Consider the following 18218-nt stretch of genomic DNA (forward strand, 5'->3'; position numbering starts at 1 on the left):
CGCGGTGCTGGCCGCTGCCTAGCCTTGTGTCCGTGCCCATGCCGGGCACGGCATGAAGAAGGAAAGCACCATGTACCGATATCTGATGATCGTCCTGGGCCTGGCCGCCGCCGCCATGCTGCCCGTGGATGCCGTGGCGGCTGGCAAGCAGGGTGATGCCACGCCAGCGTCCTGCGTCACCCTGTCCGGCCAGCACAAGGCGGCGCGTGTGGGCGGCGAGGGCATGGTCATCGCTGATGGCGACAGGCATCTGCGCCTCGATTTCGGCGGTTACTGCGAGGCGATGATGCGCAATTCGAACATCGTGATCGCCACCGATGGCCGCCAGAACGTGGTCTGCACCGAAGGCAGCGTGGTGACTTCCCGGTCCGGCCGCTGCGCGGTGCGCGGGATGCGCGCGATCGACGAGGCCGAGTACAAGCGCCTCGCGCGCCGGCGCAACTGACCCCGCGCCCCGTGATCCAACGCAGGCCCGCACCGTCCTGGTGCGGGCCTGCGCGTTCGTGTGTCCGCCGCGGACGCCGGATACGCGGCGCAGCCAGTGCGCACGGGGCTGTCCGCACTGTCCGCCTGTCCGCCGCGCGGACGCGGCAATGGCCTGTGGCACGCCGCCGGCAGCGGATTTCGGAAAGATTTCGGCTGCATTTCCGGCATTTCGGCACGCGGACGCGCAAACAGATGGCCAGTTCCAACAAAGGAGTGGTCATGCAGGTGCAAATGCAGGTGTTGTGGCTGGACCGTGGTGATACGCGCGAACTGGAGCAGGTGGGCGATGCCGACCTGCCGCTGCTGGCGACGCTCGCGCGCGGCGCCAGCCTGGCGCTGGGCGCGGCCGAGGCGTCGTTCTGGCTGGTGCTCCGGGGCGAGCTGGACATTGCCGCGCGGGCGGGCGCGTTCCGGCTCGGGGCCGGCCAGTGGATCCACTTCGACCGTGGCGCGCACCCGCTGCTGCATGCCGGTGAACGCACCGTCGCCGTCGGGCTGGTGTTGCCGGCGGCCCTGCAGATGCGCCTGCTGCGCTCGCCGCAGCTGGCGCTGTTCCCGGGCCGTGGCAGCGCGACGGGGCTGGCCCGGCGACTGCTGGCGCGCCGCTGGCGCGCGGTGCTGGGGCGCCCGGGCCGCGGCATGCAGGCCACGCCCGCCGACCGCTGGCAGGTGGAGCGGCTGCTGCGCGCCCTAGCCGGGCTGCAGCAGGGCCAGCAGGCACTGATCGCGCGCTGCCCGGGGCGTTCGCTGTCGCACCGGCGGCAGGTCTATGCGCGCATGCAGCGCGCCCTGCAGTACATCGAAGGACATACCCACCGGGTGGTCAGGATCGGCGAGCTGGCCGAGCTCAGCAGCATGTCGGTCTGGTACTTCACCAAGACCTTCCGTGCGGTCTACGGCGAATGCCCGCAGGCCACCTCGGTGCGGCTGCGGCTGGCCAGCAGCGCGCGCCTGATCCGCGACACGCCGCTGTCCATCACCGAGGTCGGGGCGGCCAGCGGCTTCGAGAACAACTGCAGCTTCTCGCGTGCGTTCCGCACCCATTTCGGCGTGTCGCCGTCGCTGTATCGCAGTGGCGCGCAGGCGCTGTCGACAGACCCTGCAAACCCAATGGACAGGGCATGCGGCGCAGTGGCGTGAGCGGCTCATTAACGTCGTGTGGCGTTGACGTCCCACCAACATTACCTGGAGAGAAATCCGTGAAACATCGCTGTTCCAAGCCGGTCGCCCGGCTGGCCGTGCTCCCGCTGGGCATCGCCGCCGCACTGGTCCCGTTCGCTTCGCTGGCGCAATCGCAGCCGGACGTGCGCAGCCTGGACCGGATAGAAGTCACCGGCTCGCGCATCAAGCGCGCCGACATCGAGGGCGCGGTGCCGGTCACCGTGATCGACCGCGCCGCCATCGACGCCAGCGGCCATGTCTCGGTGGCCGATGTGCTGCGCGATACCACGTTCGCCTCGTTCGGCAACTTCAGCCCGCGCTCGGGCAGCAGCGCCCAGGGCGTATCCGACGTCAACCTGCGCGGCATCGGCTCGGACCGCACCCTGGTGCTGGTCGATGGCCGCCGCGCGCCGTACGCGCCGTCGCTGGGCAGCAATGCCGACCTCAACACCATCCCGATGGCGGCGGTGGAGCGCATCGAGGTGCTGTCCGACGGCGCCTCCGCGCTGTACGGTTCCGATGCCATCGGTGGCGTGGTCAACATCATCCTGCGCAAGGATTTCGACGGCGCCGAACTGCGCCTCGGCAGGGGATCGCCCGATGTCGCCGGCGGCGACACCGAGGAGGGATCGATCCTGTTCGGTACCTCCGGCGAGCGCGGCAATCTGATGTTCGGCGCGTCCTACAACGCGCGCGGCATCGTGTTCACCCGCGACCAGCTCGGCGGCGACACGCGCGGCAGCTCGCCCTATGGCAACAACTTCTACTTTGAGAGCGCGACCAGCCCGGGCGAGGAGGGCGATGCCGGTGGTGCGCTGCCGGGCTATGCCTGCAAGGACCCGAACTTCTGGATGAACGGCAGCAACTGCGTCTACGACTACAACGCGGTGGCCGCCAACGAGGCCTCGATCAAGAACAAGGCCTTGTTCGCGCGCGGCACCCTGCGGGTCAACGACGCGGTGTCGCTGTACTCCACCGCCAGCTACAGCCATGCCAGCAGTTTCGGCCGCTACGCGCCGACGCCCGGGGTGCTCTACGTGGCGGAGAACTCGCCCAACGACCCGGTACCCGGCGACGGGCTCGGCGCCTTCATCTACCACCGCTACGCCGCGGCCGGCAACCGCGACAACTACATCGACAACACCGTGCTCGACCTGGGCGTCGGCGTGGACTGGCAGGTCAACGACCGGCTCAGCGTGGATGCCGGCGTGCGCCGCAGCGACGCGCGCCTGCGCGACCAGGGACGCGGCTACATCGTCACCCCGCTGGCCGAGGCCGCCGCCGCCGATGGCCGCTACAACCTGCGCGACCCGTTCGGCAACCCGGACGAGGTCATCAAGGGCTTCACCACCACCACCAGCCGCGAGGGCAAGTTCGTCATCGACGAGCTTTACGCCAACGCCAGCCTGGACCTGTTCGACATGGCCGGCGGGCGCTCGGCGCTGGCGTTCGGCCTGGAGTCGCGCCGCGAAGACTATGCCGACACCTACGATTCATTGTCCGAAGCCGGCGTCGTGGCCGGCTCCTCGGGCAACTCGGCGGCCGGCAACCGCCGCGTGCAGGCCGCCTTCGCCGAATGGCTGCTGCCGGTGGCGGACGGGTTCGACTTCACCCTGGCCGCGCGCTACGACCGCTACAGCGATTACGGCGGCGACCTGTCGCCCAAGCTCTCGCTGCGCTGGCAGCCGCTGGCCAACCTGACCCTGCGCGGTTCGGTCGGCAAGGGCTTTCGCGCACCCAACCTCAACAGCATCCATGCCAAGCGTTCGTTCTCGGCCGAGCACGTGCAGGACTACCGCAGCTGCCTGGCGGTGGGCTATTCGTCCGCCCAGTGCGGCGGCGACGCCAACAACGACGGCATCGCCGATGGCCCGGTCAGCAAGGACGTCAGCTACCAGGTCGATACCTGGTCCAGCGGCAACCCCGCGCTGGGTTCCGAGCATTCCCGCCAGTACAGCCTGGGCCTGGCCTGGGACCCGCTGGACTGGCTGAACCTGACCCTGGACTACTACCACATCCGCATCGACGACCGCATCCGCCTGATCGAGTACCAGGAGCTGGTGGAGTTCGACAACAACGGCCTGCCGCTGCCGGCCGGAACCTCGGTGGAGCGACGCGCCAACGGCTCCATCCGCGAGATCAACACCGCCTATGCCAACGAGGGCGACCTCAGCACCCGCGGCCTGGACCTGAACCTGCGCGGCCGTTTCGACGGCGGCGGCTGGGGCCGGCTGGAGAGCTGGCTGCAGATGGCGCGCGTGCTGGAGTTCAAGGTGACCGACGGGGCCACGGTCAAGGACCGGCTGGGCTGGGCGGCCGCCCCGGAGATGCGCGGCAGCCTGCGCAACATCTGGAGCCGCGGGGACTGGAGCGTCAACTGGAACGTCAACTACATCGGCGACCAGCGCAACCCCGGGGTCAAGCCGACCTTCGGCTTCCTGGCCGGCGACCCGGGCACGCGCGTGGGCAGCTATGTCACCCATGACCTGGCGCTGACCTACAAGGCGCCGTGGAACGCCGGCATCACCCTGGGCGCCAACAACCTGGGCAACCGCTACCCGCAGCTGGTCGAAACCGACGGCCGGCCCTGGAACTTCAACCTGTACAACGCCTACGGCCGCATCGTCTACCTGCGCTACACGCAGAAGTTCTGAGCCGCCGCCCGGGCCGTTTGCCACGACGGGCGCCCCGGTGGCGCCCGTCGTCGTTGCGGCCCCGCGACACCCCCGCGCCGGGGGCCGCCGGCGGCGGCGATATGCCACAATCGCCGCCGCACGGCAGGAAGCTGCAGGACCCCGACGTTTTGACCACCACCACCGCCACGACCACCCCGCCGCTGTTCTCGGTCGTACCCGCCGGCATCTTCGGCCCGCTGGCCTCGGCCAACCGCCAGAACTACTGGTCGCTGCTGTGCCGGATGTTCGACGAGTTCTTCGGCCCGGACGCGCCGGTGCCGCCCAGCCACGGCTTTCCGCGCCGCGAGATCACCGCCGCGATCGAGCGCTACCTGCTTGCCGACGACCCGTGGGAAGACGAGGACGGGCAGGCCCCGGACGCGCCGCTGAACGTGCGCGCCAGCGCCATCCACGACCGCTTCCGCGCCGCCGGCTGGCTGCGCCAGGAACGCATCGGCGCGCGCGAGATGGTGACCATGCCGCCGATGGTGGCGCAGCTGCTGTCCACCCTGGTGGAGTTCAGCGAGCATGGCCCGACCTTCGTCTCGGCCAAGATGCGCTCGGTGGAGCTGCAGCTGCAGCAGGTGGCCGAAGGCCGCCTGGACGGGGGCATCCTCGACGAGGCCGCCGACCAGGCGCGGCGGCTGCTGGTGTCGCTGGCCTCGATGAGCCTGCAGGTGCGCGACCTGATGCCGGAGCTGAGCAAGGCCGAGACCACCGCGCAGTTCGCCCGGCAGTGGTTCGAGCGCTACGTCGGCCAGCTGTTCATCGGCGACTATGCCGAACTGCACCGCGCCGACCACCCGATGGCGCGGCGCAGCTCGATCCTGGCGATGGTGCAGCAGCTCGAGTCCGGCATGCAGCGTGAAGCGCTGGTGGCCTGGTACGCCGAGCATGTGACCGGCGGCGACGCCGCGCGCGCCCAGCAGCGGCTGTCGCGCAGCCTGGGACGGCTGCGCGAGCTGGAACGCATCGACGAATACTTGGCCCGGCTGGACGAGGACATCCGCCAGGCCAACCGCCGCGCGCTGGCCTTCCTCGACTACCGCCTGCGCGCCCCCGACCGGCTCGACGTGCTGCTGCGCCGCGCCTGCCGCGGCGTGCTGTCGGCGCCGGAGGACGCGCTGCGGCTGCCGGTGGCGCCCGGCCCGCTGATGGACGAAGCGCGCCTGCGCCCGCCGCACCGCAAGCCGGCGCCGATCCCGCGCAGCGCCAACGCCACCACGCCACCCACGCCGGAGCAGCTGGCGCGGCTGTCGCTGCTGCGGCGGATGAAGCGCGCACGCCTGGTCAACGCCGAGGACATGGCGCGCTACGTCGGCCGCCACCTGCGGCAGGGCGCGGCGGTCGACTCGGCGCGGCTGGACATCGCCAGCATCGAGGACCTGCGCGCCTACCAGACCCTGCTCACGCTGGCCCTGCGTGGCAACCGCGTCGGCGGCCTGCGCCGCGAGGACCCGCTCGGCCGCCTGCTGCGCGGTTTCCGCGTCGAGCTGCTCGATGCCGGCAACGGCGACCACAACGATTACCTGCGCGGCCCGCGCTTCCGCATCCTGCGGGTCGGCGCAAAACTCCCGGAAACCGCATGAAACGCAGCTGGAACACCCTGAGCCAGATGTCCAACGGCACCTATGCCGTGCAGGACTTCGAGCGCGCCGCCTACCGCCTGGCCACCGAGCAGGTGCTGTACGCCACCGACCCGCGTTCGCGCGTGGCCTACCACCTGGTGGAAGACCATTACCCCGATTTCGTCGCCGCGCTGGAGCCGCTGGGCATCCGCCTGGAGCGCAACGCGCATTACCGCTACGTGGTGGCACTGCCGGCCCATGGCGAGGGCGCGCCGGTGACGCTGGACGAAACCCTGGCCCTGCTGGTGCTGCGCCAGCGTTACGACGAGGCCATGCGCCAGGGCCTGATCGAGGACCACGGCGAGGTGGTGGTGGAACTGCCGGACCTGCAGGAGAGCTGGCAGGCGCTGACCGGCCGCGCGATGCCCGACGTCGGCGCGCTGCGCGCGCTGGCGCGCACGCTCAAGCGCTGGGGCGTATGCCGGCTGATCGACTCCGAAGGCGACGACCCGCAGCCGTTCCACCTGCGGGTACGCCCGGCCATCGTCGAGATCGTCGGCGAGCAATGGCTGCAGCGCCTGGACCAGCACAACCGCGACGAGGCCGGCGACACCGGCGCGGAGGACGACGATGCAGCAGCTTGAACGCATCCACCTGGTGCAGTTCTTCCTGTTCGAGGCGCAGAGCCTGCAACTGGACGCGACCAGCGCCATCATCGCGCCCAACGGCGCCGGCAAGAGCGCGCTGCTCGACGCGCTGCAGATCGTGCTGCTGGGCGGCGACCGCAGCCGCATCCGTTTCAACGCCCAGGCCGGCGGCAGCCACCGCGCGCGTACCATCCGCGACTACTGCCTGGGCGTGTTCCGCAGCGGCGAGGAAGGGCGCAAGCGCCGCACCGCCACCACCTACATCTCGCTGGTGTTCCGCGACACCGACACCGGGGTGCCGCTGACCGCCGGCATCGCGCTCGGCGCCTCGGTCGACGAGCCGGAACACCGCACCCACGGCCTGTACCTGCTGCCGGGCGTGGCGCTGGCGCTGGACGAGCACCTGGAGCGGGTCAAGGGCAAGGAACTGCCGCTGGCCTGGAATACCTTCCGCGAGCACGTCGCGCGCCGCTGCAAGGAGGTGGGCGAGACCCCGCAGCTGCATCCCAATGCCGAACGCTTCCTGCGCGACCTGCTGCTGCGGCTGCGCGCCAGCCCATCGGCCAGCCCCGACCTCAACGCCTACCGCAAGGCCTTCCTCAACGCGCTGAACCTGCAGCGGGTCGAGGACGTGGACCTGTTCGTGCGTACCCTGGTGGCCGAGGACCGGCCCACCGACATCGCCCGCTTCCGCGCGCTGCTGGACAGCTTCCGCCAGATCAAGGAGAAGATCGAACAGGTCAAGCAGCGCATCGACGCCGCCGAGGGCGCGGAGCGCCAGTACGAGAAGATCGCCGCGCAGGCCACCCGCGCCGCCTCGGCGCGCGCACTGGCCGCCGAATACGCCCGCGACCTGTACAGCGAACAGCTCGACCAGGCCGAAGGCGCGCTCGCCACCGCGCAGAACACGCTGGCCGACACCCGTCGCCGCCTGGCCGACACCCGCGTCGAACGCGACACCCTGCGCGAGGAGCAGGCGCGCGCCAATGCCCGCCTGCAGAGCAGCGCCGGCTACGGCGAGCAGGCGCAGCTTGACGAACTGGCCGGCCGCGACCGCGACCGCCTCGCGCAGCTGAAGAAGGACCTGGCGCGCGAAGTCGGCTTCGTGCGCGACCAGTTCCGCCAGCTCGACGCGCTCGCGCTCGACGACATCGACGCCGCCGCGCTGGCCGGCGCGCGCGAAGCGTGGGACGCGTGGCATGCCGAACTGTCGGCGCTGGCCGCCGAGGCTGCCTTGCCATGGACCCCGGACGACCTGTTCGCCGGTGCGCGCCAGGCCTTGCGCGCCGCCGCGCCGCTGCGCGAGCGGGTCGACCGCCACGCCCGCCAGCTGCACGCGGCCCACGACAAGGCGCGCGACGCGCTGGAGACCGCGCGCCAGAACCAGAAGCGTCTGGCCGCCGGCCAGGCCGAACTGCACCCGGACACGGTGCGGCTGATGAGCTACCTGCGCGATGCCGGCATCGACGCGCGCCCGGTGTGCGACCTGGTGCGGGTCACCGACGCGACCTGGCAGCACGCCATCGAAGGTTATCTGCGCAGCAATGTCGAAGCCCTGCTGATCCCGGACAAGGACGAGGAACGCGCGGTCAAGCTGTACCGCGGCCTGTCCGGCGGGCGCTCGGTGTATGGGGTCAAGCTCGCCCTGTCCAGCCATGCACGCAGGTCGCGTGGCGCCGACGAGCCGGAGAGCGGCAGCGTCGCCGCGCTGCTGGAGGGCGTCAACGCCGACGCATTGGCCTTCCTGCGCCGCCAGCTCGGCGAGCTGCGCTGCGTGGAAACCGAGGCCGAGCTGGTACGCAGCCGCCAGGGCCTGACCCGCGACGGCCTGCTGGCACGCGGCGGCAGCATCGAACGCCTGCGCCTGCCCGCGGCCGGCGACCTGCGCATCGGCGCCTCCGACAACCGTGCGCGGCTGCGCGTGCTGCACGAGGAAATCGAGAAGGCCGAACAGGAATTGCGCCAGATCGAGCCGCGCCTGCGCCGCGCCGATGACTGCCAGCGCGGCCTGGCGCGGCTGGCCGATGCCGACGCGGTGGCGCAGGCGCTGCACGAGCGCGTGCTCGAACACCGGCAGGTGGCCGAACGCTACCGCAGCGCGCAGGAAAGCCGCCTCGCCTCGCTGGACCCGGACCTGCTGCGCCTGTCCGAACAGCTGCGTGAACTGAACGCCCAGCTCGCCGGCTGCGAGCAGCGCGCCGACGCGCTGGTCGGCCAGGAAGCCGTGGCGGCGGCCAACCTCGAGCGCACGCAGGCCCTGCTCGAAGGCCTGCGCCAGCAGGAAGAACTGATCGCGCGGCGCGCGGTGGACGCCTTCGCCGATGCGGACGTCGATCCGAACCGGGTCGAACGCCAGCGCGAGGAGCTGGACGAAAAATATCCGTCGCTGGAAGAACGCGCGCGCCGCTGCGAGGAGCGCGCCAGGGACAGCGACGCGCAGCTGGCACGGCTGCTGCCCGAGGCCTGGAGCGGTCTGGCGCAGTACGCGCGCGACCATGGGCTGGAGCTGGATTTCGACGCCAGCGCCTGGCGCCCGGCGCGCAGCCTGCTGCAGCGCGAACTGACCCAGCTGCGCGATACCGAGCTGGTGCAGTACGAGGCCGAGGCGCGCCAGGCCTACGCCACCGCCGTGGATACCTTCCGCACCGGCGTGGCCTCCACCCTGTACGACAACTTCACCCGGCTCAAGACCCAGATCGCCACGCTCAACCGCACCCTGCGCGCCAGCCCGGCGTTCTCCAACAACGAGCGCTACCAGTTCCATTACGAAGTGGTGCCGGAGTTCCGCGAACTGCACCGCTTCATCCAGCGCGCCGCCGACATCGGCGGCGAGGACACGCTGTTCGAGAGCGCCGGCCAGGTGCCCGAGGCGTTCCGCGCGCTGGTCGAGGACAAGGCCGCCACCCACGTGGCCAACTCGCCGCTGGACGACTACCGCCGCTTCTTCCGCTTCGAAGTGCAGATCCGCCAGGACGACCGGGTGATCGGCAGCCTCAGCGAACGCATGCGCTCGGGCTCCGGCGGCGAACACCGCGCGCCGCTGTACGTGATCGCCGGCGCCGCGCTGGCCGCGGCCTACGGCAAGAGTGAAGCGCACCCGGGCGGGCTGGGGCTGATCCTGCTCGACGAGTTCGGTGACAAGATCGACGCGCAGAACGCGCGCGCCACCACCAACTACCTGCGCTCGCTGGGCCTGCAGCTGGTGCTGGCGGCGCCGGACACCGCCCAGGGCACCCTGTCCGGCGTGCTCGACAGCTACATCGAACTGTTCCGCGACGGCGACCTGCTGCAGGCCGAGCGCATCGAGGTCACCGAAGCCGCGCGCACCCTGCTGCTGTCCGACCAGTTCGACCTGCACCCGGAACTGCTGGCGGCGGAGACCGAACGCATCGCGCGCGAGCAGGCGACGGCGTGACAGCGGCGCCGGGCCGCGCCTGGGGCGCCGGCCCGGCGCGTGACGCAGCGGTAGCCGCGGCCCGTGCGCCGGCCGCGGCTACCGGCAACCTCAGCGGTTGCCGATGATCTCGACCCAGTAGCCGTCCGGGTCCTTGATGAACGCCAGGTTCTTCATGCGCCCGTCCTGCAGGCGCTTCTGGAACGGCACGCCCAGTTCCTCGAAGCGTGCACAGGCCGCTTCCAGCGCCGGCACCGACACGCAGATATGGCCGAAGCCGCGCGGTTCGCTGTTGCCATCGTGGTAGACCGGGCCGTCCTGGTGCTCGGTGCCATGGTTGTGGGTCAGTTCCAGCACGCCGGGGATGCCGGCCATCCACAGCCGGCGCGCGGCGTCATCCTCGGGCACCTGCATGCCCGCCGGTACGTAGGCCAGGAAGTACAGGCTGAAAGCGGCCTCCGGGAAGTCGCGCCTGTCGACCAGGCGGAAGCCGAGCACGCGGGTGTAGAAATCCAGCGAAGCGGCGATGTCCTTGACCCGCAGCATGGTGTGGTTGAAGACGAAGCCGGTGGTTTCGGCCGGTGGCTGCGCGGCCACGCCGGGCTGCTGGTGGAGAGCGTTCAGGCTCATGGCGGTGTTCCTGATAAGGGGAGGGGGCGATTCTAGAGCGCGGCGCGGCAATGCACCGGGAACGCAGCGTGCCGCGTTCCCGGTGGCGTGTGCCGTTGCCTGCAGCTCAGGGGTGCCGGGCGTAGGGCCGCAGGCTGCCGTCCTTGCCCAGCAGGTCGACCGTGAACGCCTCGCGGCGGCCATCGGCGGACTCCATGCCCGGAGAACCGATGGGCATGCCCGGCAGCACCAGCCCGCGCGCGGCCGGCTTCTCGCGCAGCAGACGCTGCACGTCCGCGGCCGGCACGTGGCCTTCCAGCACGTAGCCACCGACTTCGGCGGTATGGCACGACGCCTGCGACAGCGGAATGCCGAGGCGCTGCTTCACCGCGGCCATGTCGGTACTGTCATGGGCCACCACGGTGAAGCCGGCCGCGCGCATGTGCGCGATCCAGCCGTTGCAGCAGCCGCAGTTGGCGTCTTTGTGGACGTGCACGACCTGCGTCGCGTGGCCGGCGTGTGCGGTTGCCGGTGGCTTGCCCGCTGCCGCTGGCGGGGCGGCATCGCAGGCGGCGACGGCGAAGACGGCGCTGGCGACGATCAGCACGGATATCGTCCTGTGCAGCAGTGTGTTCATGTGGATCTCCTTCGGAAGGGGGCGGAACGCCACGGGGCATTCCGCCGTGGGGGCGGGGTCAGAACCAGAACCGCACGCCGGCGACCCAGCGCGATTCGCGGGTGGCTTCCCCGGCGTCGCGGTGCAGGTCGGCACTGCGGCCGAAGCGCCGCTCATGCACGAAGCCGACGTAAGGCGCGAAGCGGCGGGTGATCTCGTAGCGCAGGCGCAGGCCGGCGCCGACGTGGCCCAGTCCGCTGCCGACGCCGCGGCGCGGGTCGCCGTCGGCCGCCACGCTGGCCTCCAGCGACGGTTGCAGGATCAGCCGGTTGCTCAGCAGCAGCGAGTATTCCGCCTCCACCGCCAGTTCGGCCCGGCGCGGCCCGCCCAGGTAGGCGGTGGCGGCGAACTCGAACTTGTACGGCGCCAGCCCCTGCACGCCGATGGCGGCGCGGGTCAGCCCGGGCGCATCGCCACCGTCATGGCGGACGCCGCCGACCAGGTCCCACCACGGCGAGATGGCGCGCCCGTAGAGTGCGTCCAGCGACCATTCGCCGAGCCGGCCCTCGCTGCGCTGGCCTTCGCTGCGCAGCCACAGGCGGTCGATGTCGCCGCCGACCCAGCCCTTGGCCGCCCACGACTGGCCGCTGCCGCGGGCGTTGTCCCAGGCTTCCAGGTGGTCGAACAGCACCAGGCTGTTGATGCCGGGCGCGTGCTGCATCGCATGCGGCGCGAGCGCCGGGAACGCCGCCGCCAGATCCGCGGCGGTCGGCGCGGGAATCGGCTCGCGCGGCGCCTGCATGGCCGCGGCGCCATGGCCGGCATGATCGGCATGCGTGGCATGCACGTCCAGGCCGTTGGCCGCCGCGCCATGGCCGGCATGGGCGTCGCCGGAGGCAGGCCGCGATGGGGGCGCGGCGGGCGGGGCATGGCCGGCATGCGGATCATCGCCGTGCATGGACTGCGCGGCGGATGCCGGCATCGCATGGCCGGCGTGCGGGTCCGTGGCTGGTTGTGGCGGTACCGCGTCGGCCGCAGGGGCCGACGCCGCGGCATGGCCGGCGTGCCTGTCCATGGATGCGGACGTGCTGGCCGGCATCCGGTGGCCCGCATGCGGATCGGGTGCCGGTGCGGCCGGTTCCGCCGCTGCCGCGTGGGGGGCGTGGTGCGCGTGCGGGTCGGCCTCGGCGGCGTTGCCGGGCGACGCAGGCACGTGGCCCGCATGCGGATCCGGCTTGGTGCCGGCGCCATGGCGGTGATGGCCGTGGTGGCTGGCATGCGGGTCCTGCGCGGCGGCGTTGCCGGTGGCCGCGGCCAGGGCGATGAACAGCAGCGATCGGGTGCGTGTCTTCATGCCTCGATCCTCACTTCGCGCATCATGCCCGCTTCCATGTGGTACAGCAGGTGGCAGTGGAACGCCCAGCGCCCCAGCGCATCGGCGCGCACGCGGTAGCTGCGGCGGGTGCCGGGCGGCATGTCCACGGTGTGCTTGCGCACCTGGAACTGGCCGTTGGCATCCTCCAGGTCGCTCCACACGCCATGCAGGTGGATGGGGTGGGTCATCATCGTGTCGTTGACCAATACGATGCGCATGCGCTCGCCGTAGTTCAGCCGCAGCGGCTCGGCACCGGCGAACGGGACGCCGTCGAAGTTCCAGGCGAACTTCTCCATGTGCCCGGTCAGGTGCAGCTCGATCTCGCGGCCGGGTTCGCGCCCGTCCGGGTCCTCGAACAGCGAGTGCAGGTCGGCATAGGCGAGCACCCTGCGGCCGTTGTCGCGCAGGCCGATGCCGGGGTCGTCCAGCCGCGGCGAACTGGCCGCGCTCTGCATGTCCACCAGCGGATTGCCGCGCTCGCCGGGTGGATGCTTCGGCGCGCTGCCACCGCCACTGCCGTGTCCGCCGTGGGCGCCATGCGCTGCCTGTCCGGCAGGCGCTCCGTGCGCCATCGGCATGTCACCGTGTCCGCCGCCGTGGTCGTGGGCCATGTCGGCCATGGTCAGCAAGGGCCGCGGGTCCAGCGCCGGCACCGGCGCCTGCAGGCCGTGGCGCACCGCCAGGGTGCCGCAGGCATGGCCGGTGCGGCCCATGTCCTGGGCGAAGATGGTGAACGCGTCCTGGCCGCTGGGCTCGACGATCACGTCGAACGTCTCGGCCACCGCGATGCGGAACTCGTCCACGCTCACCGGGTGGATGTACTGGCCATCGGCCGCCACCACGGTCATCTTCAGCCCCGGGATGCGCACGTCGAAGTAGGTCATCGCCGAGCCGTTGATGAAACGCAGCAGTACTTTCTCGCCGCTGCGGAACAGCCCGGTCCAGTTGCCGGCCGGCGCGGTCCCGTTCATCAGGTAGGTATAGGTGTGGGCGTTGATGTCGGACAGGTCCGACGGCGTCATCCGCATCCGCCCCCACATGCCACGGTCGGCGAGGGTGGCGCGCAGGCCGTCGCGGCGGGCATCGCGCATGAAATCACCCACCGTGCGCTGGTAGGTGTTGTCGTGCATCGGCATCTTCTTCATCCGCCGGTACAGCGCGGCCGGGTCCAGGTCGGTCCAGTCCGACAGCAGCACCACGTGCTCGCGGTCGACGCGGTACGGCGGCGGCTCCAGCGGATCGATCACCAGCGCGCCGTACAGGCCCGCCTGTTCCTGGAACAGCGAATGGCTGTGGTACCAATAGGTGCCGGACTGGCGCAGCTGGAAGCGGTACTGGAAGGCCTCGCCGGGGGCGATGCCGTCGAAGCTCAGCCCCGGCACGCCGTCCATGTTGGACGGCAGCAGGATGCCGTGCCAGTGGATCGAGGTCATCTCGTCGGCGAGCGTGTTGGCCACGCGGATGCTGACCGTATCGCCCTCGCGCCAGCGCAGGATCGGCGCCGGCAGCGAGCCGTTGACGGTGACCGCGCTGCGCGCGCGGCCGGTGAAATCGACCGTCGAGCGGCCGATGGCCAGGCTCAGGTCGGTGCCGCGCAGCTCGCTGGCGGCCATCGCCCGCGGGACGGCGGCGAAGGCGTCGGATGCGCGCCACAGGCCGCTGCCGGCGACGACGCCGCCCAGGGCCAGGCCCTGCACGAAGCGGCGCCGCGACAGCACCGAGCGCGGGTCGGAAAGGAAATCGTTTTTCATGGGAACTCCATCGGTCGCCCGCCGGCGAAGGCGGGCGGCAACTGCGGATCTGTCGGGGGGGCGCGGAAGGCGGCGACCGACGTCACCCACGCTACGCGCTGCGTGCCCCGGGGGGGGATGGCCGTCACGCGCGAATGGCCCGCGCGGCGGCAACAGCCGGATCAGGCGATGGGCGGCCGGTGCAGCTGGCGCGGACGTACGTCGTAACGCCCTGGCGTGGGCGCGCCGGGCTCGGTCGCGCGGGCGATGGCACTGGCCGGCGACGCCAGTGGCGTGGGCAGCATGTTGCAGTGCTGGGTGCAGTCGCACTGCTTGCCGTCGTCGCAGGGCGACGCGGGAGCCGGGGGCGGCTTGGACGCATCGTGCAGGCCGCCGCCGTCATGGCAGCAGCCGTGACCCATTTCCATGTCCGTGGACATGGCCGCGACCGGCGCGGTGGCGGCCGGCATCGCCATCGCCGTGGCCGACCACACCGACCCGATCGCACCGGCGATCAGGGACAGGCACAGCAGCAGGGGCAGCAGGATGCGCGGCACGCGGCGTCGTTAGGGAAACCTGCGCGCACCATACCACCGTGCGGCGCGCGCTGCTGCCGGCGGCGGCAGTTGCCGTCCGCAGTAGAATCGGCTTCAGCTTTCATTAGAGTGTGTGATCCATGTCCCAGCGCGCCTGGGTGGCGGCGGCCATCCGCAAGATCGAAGCCGATTTCAACCGCTCGGCCGATACCCACCTGATCCCGGTGGACCTGCCCGGTTTCCCCGGCATCGACGTCTACCTGAAGGACGAATCCAGCCACCCGACCGGCAGCCTCAAGCACCGGCTGGCGCGCTCGCTGTTCCTGTACGCGCTGGCCAATGGCTGGCTGCGCGAGGGCTGCCCGGTGATCGAGGCGTCCAGCGGCTCGACCGCGGTGTCCGAGGCCTACTTCGCGCGCCTGCTGGGGCTGCCGTTCATCGCCGTGATCCCGGCCAGCACTTCGCCGGAGAAGATCGCCGCCATCGAGTTCCAGGGCGGGCGCTGCCACCTGGTGCAGCGCGCCTGCGACCTCAACTGCGAATCTGAACGGCTGGCACGCGAAACCGGCGGCCATTTCATGGACCAGTTCACCTATGCCGAGCGCGCCACCGACTGGCGCGCCAACAACAACATCGCCGAATCGATCTTCAAGCAGATGGCCGAGGAGCCGCATCCGGTACCGGAATGGATCGTCTGCAGTCCGGGCACCGGCGGCACCGCGGCCACGCTGGGGCGCTATGTCAGCTACCGCCGCCACGACACCCTGATCATGTGCGCGGACCCGGAGGTATCGGTGTTCTATGACGGCTACTGCGCCGCGCTGGCAGGGGCTGACTGGCGTGACCTGACCTGCGAAGGCGGCTCGCGTGTGGAGGGCATCGGCCGCCCGCGCGTGGAGCGCAGTTTCATCCCTACCTGTGTCGACGCCATGGTCAAGGTGCCCGATGCCCTGAGCCTGGCCGCCATGCGCCACGTCAGCGCCACCCTCGGGCGCCGCGTCGGCGGTTCCACCGGCACCAATTTCATCGGCGTGCTGCAGGCCGCGCAGCTGATGCGCGATGCCGGCCGTGACGGGTCCATCGTCAGCATCCTCTGCGATGCCGGCGAGCGCTATGCGCACAGCTATTACGACCCCGCCTGGTACGACCACCAGGGGATCGACGTGGCCGCCGCCGACGCCGCCGTCGCCGCGGCGGTGAACGGGCAGGGGCTGCCGGCGCTGCCTTGTGCGTGGCTCGAGCCGTCGCCATATCGGAGCTGATACCGGCCACGCCGGACCCGTTTCCAGGACTGCCCATGATTGCCAACCCCCTGCTCGACTTCTCCGGCCTGCCGCGATTCGACGAGATCCGCCCGGAGCACGTCACTCCAGCCATCGATGTCCTGCTGGCTGAAGCCGAAGCCGCGGTGAAGGCCGCCGAAACCGTCGCGCCGGTGAGCTGGGAGGCCTTCGTGACGCCGTTGGACGACGCCACCGAGCGGCTGTATCGCGCCTGGGGCCAGGTCGCCCACCTGCAGGCCGTGGCCGACACCCCGGAGCTGCGCGAGGCCTACAACGCCAACCTGCCCCGGATCAGCCGTTTCGGCAGCGCAATGGCGCAGAATCCGGCGTTGTACGCGCAGTACAAGGCATTGGCGGCGTCGCCGGAGGCCGCGGCGTTCGACCCGGCCCGGCGCAAGGTGCTGGACAATGCCCTGCGTGATTTCCGCCTGGGTGGCGCCGAGCTCGACGAGGCCGGCAAGGCGCGCTTCGCCCAGATCCAGCAGGAACTGTCGGCGCTGTCGGCGAAGTTCTCGCAGAACGTGCTCGACGCCACCGACGCATTCGCCCTGTATGTCGAGGACGAGGCCGAACTGTCCGGCCTGCCGGCCGATGTGCGTGCCAGCACCCGTGCTGCCGCCGCCCGGGAAGGGCGCGAAGGCTGGAAGCTGACCCTGCACATGCCCTGTTACCTGCCGGTGCAGACCTATGCAGACAACCGCGCGTTGCGCGAGGCGCTCTACCGCGCCCATGCGGTGCGCGCGTCCGAATTCGGCGACGCCGCGCTCGACAATGGCGGCAACATCGACCGCATCCTCGCGCTGCGCACCGAACTGGCCGCACTGTTGGGGTTCGACAATTACGCCGCGTATTCCATCGCCACCAAGATGGCGACGGGCCCGGCGCAGGTGCTGGACTTCCTGCGTGACCTGGCCGCGCGCGCACGGCCGCATGCGCAGCGCGATCGCGCCGAACTGGAAGCCTTCGCCCGCGATGAACTGGGGTTGGGCGAGCTGCAGGCGTGGGACCTGGCCTATGCCAGCGAGAAGCTCAAGCAGGCGCGCTACAGCTATTCCGAGCAGGAGGTGAAGCAGTATTTCACCGAACCGCGGGTGCTCGCCGGCCTGTTCGCGGTCATCAAGCGCCTGTACGGCCTGGAGGTCCAGCTGGACCGGGCGCCGGTCTGGCATGAGGATGTGCGCTTCTACCGCCTGGTCGACGCCGACGGCGCGCTGGTCGGCCAGTTCTACATGGACCTGTATGCCCGCGAAGGCAAGCGCGGCGGCGCGTGGATGGACGACTGCCGCAACCGCCGCGTCACCGCGGCCGGCGTGCAGACCCCGCTGGTCTATCTGGTCTGCAACTTCGGGCGTGGCAGCGATGGCAACCCGGCCACCTTCAGCCATGACGAGGTGACTACCGTGTTCCACGAGATGGGGCATGGCCTGCACCAGCTGCTCACCCGCATTGGCGAGCTGGCCGTGGCCGGCATCAATGGCGTGGAATGGGATGCGGTCGAACTGCCCAGCCAGTTCATGGAGAACTTCTGCTGGGAATGGGAGCAGGTGCAGGCGATGACCGCGCACGTCGACAGCGGTGCGCCGCTGCCGCGCGCGCTGTTCGAACGCATGCTGGCCGCCAGGAACTACCAGAGCGGCATGTTCACCGTGCGCCAGCTGGAGTTCGGGCTGTTCGACATGCTGCTGCACAGCCAGTACCAGCCTTCCCAGGAAAACGTACTGCAGCTGTTGGGGCGCGTACGCGGCGAGGTCGCAGTCAACGTCCCGCCGGAGTGGAACCGTTTCCCGCACCAGTTCAGCCACATTTTCGCGGGCGGCTATGCGGCCGGCTACTACAGCTACAAATGGGCCGAGGTGCTCAGCGCCGATGCCTACGCCGCGTTCGAGGAAGCGCCCGACCAGGTCGCCGCCACTGGCGCGCGCTTCCGCGACGAAGTGCTGTCGCGCGGCGGCAGCCGCAGTGCGGCCGAGAACTTCCTCGCGTTCCGCGGGCGCGAACCGCGGATCGATGCCCTGCTGCGGCACAGCGGCATGGCCGCTTGACGACCAGGGGTATCGCCCCGGCGGGATTCAGCCGCGGTGATGCCTGGCCGCGGTATTGATGGACGCTCTTCTCCGCAGGGACCGGCCATGCCCCGT

At 70.7% G+C, this 18218-nt stretch carries 14 protein-coding genes (1 of these 14 cut by a window edge); 9 read left to right on the plus strand and 5 right to left on the minus strand.

Going from position 1 to position 18218, the window contains the following annotated elements; translation table 11 throughout:
• The first annotated feature begins 52 nt into the window (after positions 1 to 52).
• The 6 genes from B1L07_02230 (at position 53) to B1L07_02255 (ending at position 9952) form a co-directional block, all read left to right on the plus strand.
• Positions 53 to 445, plus strand: coding sequence for a hypothetical protein (locus B1L07_02230; GenBank protein AUZ54143.1), 393 nt, complete (start codon positions 53 to 55; stop codon positions 443 to 445).
• A gap of 272 nt (positions 446 to 717) precedes the next feature.
• Complete coding sequence (locus B1L07_02235; protein ID AUZ56416.1) at positions 718 to 1626, plus strand: hypothetical protein; 909 nt, start codon at positions 718 to 720, stop codon at positions 1624 to 1626.
• A 59-nt stretch (positions 1627 to 1685) separates the two neighbouring features.
• On the plus strand, positions 1686 to 4301 hold the full coding sequence (locus B1L07_02240) for a hypothetical protein (GenBank protein ID AUZ54144.1): 2616 nt from the start codon (positions 1686 to 1688) through the stop codon (positions 4299 to 4301).
• 101 nt (positions 4302 to 4402) lie between these two features.
• Entirely contained in the window at positions 4403 to 5911 is a 1509-nt protein-coding gene (locus tag B1L07_02245; GenBank protein ID AUZ56417.1) for a hypothetical protein, read from the plus strand.
• Positions 5908 to 6534, plus strand: coding sequence for a hypothetical protein (locus tag B1L07_02250; protein ID AUZ54145.1), 627 nt, complete (start codon positions 5908 to 5910; stop codon positions 6532 to 6534). Before B1L07_02245 ends, B1L07_02250 begins: the two co-directional genes overlap by 4 nt.
• Positions 6521 to 9952: a hypothetical protein gene (locus B1L07_02255; GenBank protein ID AUZ54146.1), complete on the plus strand. Its 3432-nt coding sequence runs from the start codon at positions 6521 to 6523 to the stop codon at positions 9950 to 9952. The genes B1L07_02250 and B1L07_02255 overlap by 14 nt, the downstream gene beginning before the upstream one ends.
• A gap of 90 nt (positions 9953 to 10042) precedes the next feature.
• On the opposite strand, the gene B1L07_02260 is transcribed toward B1L07_02255, so the two are convergent.
• From B1L07_02260 to B1L07_02280, 5 genes are all read right to left on the minus strand, one after another.
• The gene (locus tag B1L07_02260; GenBank protein ID AUZ54147.1) at positions 10043 to 10561 is read right to left on the minus strand and encodes a lactoylglutathione lyase; all 519 of its coding nucleotides are present in this window, start codon (positions 10559 to 10561) and stop codon (positions 10043 to 10045) included.
• Between the two features lie 106 nt (positions 10562 to 10667).
• On the minus strand, positions 10668 to 11036 hold the full coding sequence (locus B1L07_02265) for a copper amine oxidase (GenBank protein AUZ56418.1): 369 nt from the start codon (positions 11034 to 11036) through the stop codon (positions 10668 to 10670).
• A gap of 199 nt (positions 11037 to 11235) precedes the next feature.
• On the minus strand, positions 11236 to 12510 hold the full coding sequence (locus B1L07_02270) for a hypothetical protein (GenBank protein ID AUZ54148.1): 1275 nt from the start codon (positions 12508 to 12510) through the stop codon (positions 11236 to 11238).
• Positions 12507 to 14282, minus strand: coding sequence for a copper resistance protein CopA (locus B1L07_02275; protein ID AUZ54149.1), 1776 nt, complete (start codon positions 14280 to 14282; stop codon positions 12507 to 12509). The genes B1L07_02270 and B1L07_02275 overlap by 4 nt, the downstream gene beginning before the upstream one ends.
• Positions 14283 to 14443: 161 nt before the next feature.
• Entirely contained in the window at positions 14444 to 14818 is a 375-nt protein-coding gene (locus B1L07_02280) for a hypothetical protein (GenBank protein AUZ54150.1), read from the minus strand.
• A gap of 119 nt (positions 14819 to 14937) precedes the next feature.
• Here B1L07_02280 and B1L07_02285 point away from each other — a divergent pair, with 119 nt between their 5' ends.
• From B1L07_02285 to B1L07_02295, 3 genes are all read left to right on the plus strand, one after another.
• Positions 14938 to 16059 carry a cysteine synthase gene (locus B1L07_02285; protein AUZ54151.1) on the plus strand — a complete coding sequence of 374 codons (1122 nt, stop codon included), beginning with the start codon at positions 14938 to 14940 and terminating at the stop codon, positions 16057 to 16059.
• Positions 16060 to 16097: 38 nt separating this feature from the next.
• Positions 16098 to 18122, plus strand: a complete 2025-nt coding sequence (locus B1L07_02290; GenBank protein AUZ56419.1) for an oligopeptidase A — start codon at positions 16098 to 16100, stop codon at positions 18120 to 18122.
• An 87-nt stretch (positions 18123 to 18209) separates the two neighbouring features.
• Positions 18210 to 18218 carry the beginning of a hypothetical protein gene (locus B1L07_02295; GenBank protein ID AUZ54152.1) on the plus strand. Its footprint extends 342 nt past the window's final position, so 9 of the gene's 351 nt are visible here — the first part of the coding sequence; the start codon lies at positions 18210 to 18212; the stop codon falls past the right edge of the window.

This window comes from Stenotrophomonas acidaminiphila (assembly GCA_002951995.1).
Classification (GTDB): Bacteria; Pseudomonadota; Gammaproteobacteria; order Xanthomonadales; family Xanthomonadaceae; genus Stenotrophomonas; species Stenotrophomonas acidaminiphila_A.

Coding starts and splice junctions, on each gene's coding strand:
- B1L07_02230 (AUZ54143.1), top strand. CDS start 53: ATGAAGAAGGAAAGCACCATGTACCGATATCTGATGATCGTCCTGGGC.
- B1L07_02235 (AUZ56416.1), top strand. CDS start 718: ATGCAGGTGTTGTGGCTGGACCGTGGTGATACGCGCGAACTGGAGCAG.
- B1L07_02245 (AUZ56417.1), top strand. CDS start 4,403: ATGCCACAATCGCCGCCGCACGGCAGGAAGCTGCAGGACCCCGACGTT.
- B1L07_02250 (AUZ54145.1), top strand. CDS start 5,908: ATGAAACGCAGCTGGAACACCCTGAGCCAGATGTCCAACGGCACCTAT.
- B1L07_02255 (AUZ54146.1), top strand. CDS start 6,521: ATGCAGCAGCTTGAACGCATCCACCTGGTGCAGTTCTTCCTGTTCGAG.
- B1L07_02260 (AUZ54147.1), bottom strand. CDS start 10,561: ATGAGCCTGAACGCTCTCCACCAGCAGCCCGGCGTGGCCGCGCAGCCA.
- B1L07_02270 (AUZ54148.1), bottom strand. CDS start 12,510: ATGAAGACACGCACCCGATCGCTGCTGTTCATCGCCCTGGCCGCGGCC.
- B1L07_02275 (AUZ54149.1), bottom strand. CDS start 14,282: ATGAAAAACGATTTCCTTTCCGACCCGCGCTCGGTGCTGTCGCGGCGC.
- B1L07_02285 (AUZ54151.1), top strand. CDS start 14,938: ATGTCCCAGCGCGCCTGGGTGGCGGCGGCCATCCGCAAGATCGAAGCC.